The following is a 3,014-nucleotide window of genomic DNA, read 5'->3' on the forward strand; positions in this document are numbered from 1 at the left end:
CGCAGCAAACGGCGCGCAACAAGACAGGGAAATCCGCCGCCATGAGTCACAGCCTCCGCGACATCCTCCGTCCCCGCCAGCAGGTCAGTCCGCAGGCCTATGCCATCGACTGGGCCATGTCCCTGTCGGTGCGTCCGCTGGCGCACCTGACCGTGCGCTCGTCATCGGGCCTGCTCACGCTGCGCCGGCTGTTCGGCGCCACCGCGCCGCTGCTGGCGCGCGTGCCTTCGCGGGTGCAGGTGCTGCCGGTGCGCACGCCGCAGGTGCGCGGCGAGTGGGTGCGGGTGCCGTCGGCGGCCGGATCACGCCAGGTCGTGCTCTACCTGCATGGCGGCGGCTATTTCTTCGGTTCCGCGGCCATGCACCGCCAGGTCACCTGGCGGATGTCGCGTCAGCTGCGCCGGCCGGTGCTGGCCATCGACTACCGCCTGGCGCCGCGCCACACCTTCGAGGACTGGCGCGATGACGCCGTGCAGGCCTACCAGTACCTGCTGGCGCGTGGCTACGAAGGCAAGGACATCGTGATCAGCGGCGACTCCGCCGGTGGGCATCTGACCCTGGTGCTGCTGCAGACCCTGCGCGACCGCGGCCTGCCCATGCCGTCCTGCGGGGTGTGCATCTCGCCCTGGACCGACCTCAGCGGCGACTCGCCGTCGATCCACGGCAACGCCCGCCGTGATCCCTTCATCCCGCCGTCGGCGCTGCAGTTCATCTCGCGCTTCCTGACCCGCGACCGCAGTCCCTACGATGCCCTGGTGTCGCCGCTGCATGGCAGCTTCACCGGCCTGCCGCCGCTCTACGTGCTGGTCGGCAGCACCGAGGTGCTGCGCGACGATGCCCGCCGCATGGCGGCCAAGGCGCGCGCGGCCGGCGTGCGCGTGCATTACGAGGAATGGCACCGCATGCCGCACGTGTTCCCCCTCATGGCGGCGGTGCTGCCGGAAGGACGCAGCGCGTTCCGGCACATCGCGCGCTTCGTGGCGGAGATCGAGTCGCCGGTGCTGCCGCTGGCGGCGTGAGCGTGTCCGCGCCGCGTGACGCGCGTGTCCGGCGCGGGTAGCATCGCGCCTCATGACTTCCTCTCATGACATGTCCCCGCACGGGGCCGCCGGCCAGGGGCCGACCCGGGCCGAGCAGAAGCGTGTGCGCGAGCTGCACGCCAAGAAAGGCCGCCGTGAGCAGGGTTCCTTCCTGGTCGAGGGCGGCAAGAGCGTTGCCGAGCTGCTCGCCGCCGACTGGCCGGTGCGCGTGGTCTACGCCACCCCGGGGCACCTGGCATCCGTCGCCGGCGCCGAGCTGGGCCTGCTGGCGGCGCGCCGCGGCCTGCGCCTGGTCGAGGTCGGCGAGGCGCTGCTCACCAGTCTGGGCACCTACGAGCACAACGACAGTGCCATCGCGGTCGCGGGGCGCCGCGACTGGCCGACGTTGCCGGTGCATGACGCATCGCTGACGCTGGCGCTGGACGACATTCGCGATCCCGGCAACCTCGGCACCATCCTGCGCNGGTGTGTTCGGCGACCACGGCCGAGTGGCAGAGTCCCAAGGTGATCGCGGCCAGCATGGGCTCCTTCCTGCGCGTGCCGGTGAGCACGGTCGATCTGCCGGCATGGCTGGCGGCGCGGCGCGCGGCCGGCATCGCGGTCGCCGGGGCGGTGCTCGACGGCGAGTCCGCGCATGCCCTGTCGCCGGCCTTCACCGGCGGCGTGCTGGTCATCGGCAACGAGTCGCACGGGCTGTCGGATGCCGTGCAGGCGCAGCTCACGCGGCGCCTGACCATTCCCCGTTTCGGCGCCGCCGAATCACTGAACGCCGGTGTCGCCACCGGCATCCTACTCGATGGCTGGCGCCGCGCGCGCCCGGCCTGATCCTCAACCGGCCGGTCCCGACGGGAGCCCCGCATGTCGACGCTGATCCTGCACAACTACCCCATGTCGCCGTTCTCGGAGAAGACGCGCGCCATGCTCGGCGTCGCCGACCTGTCCTGGCGCTCCGCGCCGACCCGCGAGATGCCGCCGCGGCCGGTGCTGGCGGCGCTGGCCGGCGGCTACCGCAAGGTGCCGCTGGCGCAGATCGGCGCCGACATCTTCTGCGATACGCGCATCATCGCGGCGGAGATCGCGGCGCTGTCCGGCCGTCCGCTGCTGGACCTGGCGCAGTGTCCGCAGGCGGCGCGCGACTTCGTGCGCGAGGTCGATCTGCAGGTGTTCCTGGCCTGCCTCATGTCCTCCGGCAGCCTGGCGCTGGCGCGCCGGTTCTGGTCTTCGATGCCGGTCGCCGACATGGCGCGCTTCCTCGCCGATCGCGTGGCGGTCGGGCGCCGTGCCCGGGTCAGGGGTGTCGAGCCGCTCGCGGCGAAGGCGCGGGTCCGGTCGCACCTCGCCGATCTGGAGGCGCGCCTGACGCAGCACGACTGGCTGTTCGGCGACCAGCCCTGCCATGCCGATTTCTCGGCCTATCACAGCCTCTGGTTCCTGCGTGATCTGGCGGAGTCGCCGCTGCTGCGCGGGCATGACCGGGTCAACGCCTGGATGGACCGCATCCGCGCCGCCGGCCATGGCCGTCCGGAGGCGATCACGCCGGCGCAGGCCCTGGAGGTTGCGCGCGAGGCCTTGCCGCGTGCCGTTCCGGCCGGCATGCAGGATGACCCGCTGTCCGGCCGCGAAGTCTCGGTGGCGCCGGCCGACTATGCCCGCGAGGCGACCACGGGGCGGCTGGTTGGCGCCAGCGCGCAGCGCCTGATCCTGGCTCGCGAGGATGCCGCGCTGGGGCTGCTGCATGTGCACTTCCCGCGCGAGGGCTATGTGCTCAGGGCGCTCTGAAGCAGGTTGCGGGGCCGGCGGCCACGCATGAAAAAGCCCCGGGACGGCGACCGTTCCGGGGCTTTTTCATGCGGCTGGTTCGCCACCTGCCGGTCGTGTGCCGGCCTGGCGCGAGCCGCTCAGTAGACGCCCTGGGCCAGCATGGCGTCGGCGACTTTCACGAAGCCGGCGATGTTGGCGCCGTCGACGTAGTTC

General features: G+C 72.2%; 5 protein-coding genes. 4 read left to right on the forward strand and 1 reads right to left on the reverse strand.

The features are described from left to right. Nucleotides 1–41 precede the first annotated feature (41 nt). The 4 genes from C5O18_RS08095 (at nt 42) to C5O18_RS08110 (ending at nt 2,819) form a co-directional block, all read left to right on the forward strand. Nucleotides 42–1,019, forward strand: a complete 978-nt coding sequence (locus C5O18_RS08095; RefSeq protein ID WP_105193025.1) for an alpha/beta hydrolase — start codon at nt 42–44, stop codon at nt 1,017–1,019. A 70-nt stretch (nt 1,020–1,089) separates the two neighbouring features. Then, complete coding sequence (locus C5O18_RS11180; RefSeq protein ID WP_105193027.1) at nt 1,090–1,548, forward strand: TrmH family RNA methyltransferase; 459 nt, start codon at nt 1,090–1,092, stop codon at nt 1,546–1,548. Then, nucleotides 1,545–1,865, forward strand: coding sequence for a TrmH family RNA methyltransferase (locus C5O18_RS08105; RefSeq protein ID WP_105193029.1), 321 nt, complete (start codon nt 1,545–1,547; stop codon nt 1,863–1,865). Before C5O18_RS11180 ends, C5O18_RS08105 begins: the two co-directional genes overlap by 4 nt. Nucleotides 1,866–1,898: 33 nt before the next feature. Beyond that, nucleotides 1,899–2,819, forward strand: coding sequence for a glutathione S-transferase family protein (locus tag C5O18_RS08110; RefSeq protein ID WP_105193031.1), 921 nt, complete (start codon nt 1,899–1,901; stop codon nt 2,817–2,819). A gap of 119 nt (nt 2,820–2,938) precedes the next feature. Here C5O18_RS08110 and C5O18_RS10920 read toward each other — a convergent pair. Further along, the coding region (locus tag C5O18_RS10920; protein WP_241146786.1) for a hypothetical protein at nt 2,939–3,014 on the reverse strand (76 nt) is incomplete at its 5' end.

This window comes from Amnimonas aquatica (assembly GCF_002943415.1).
Classification (GTDB): domain Bacteria; phylum Pseudomonadota; class Gammaproteobacteria; order Pseudomonadales; family Moraxellaceae; genus Perlucidibaca; species Perlucidibaca aquatica_A.

Bases quoted from the DNA above. Each gene is read 5' to 3' on its own strand.
- C5O18_RS08095 (WP_105193025.1), top strand. From the start codon at position 42: ATGAGTCACAGCCTCCGCGACATCCTCCGTCCCCGCCAGCAGGTCAGT.
- C5O18_RS08110 (WP_105193031.1), top strand. From the start codon at position 1,899: ATGTCGACGCTGATCCTGCACAACTACCCCATGTCGCCGTTCTCGGAG.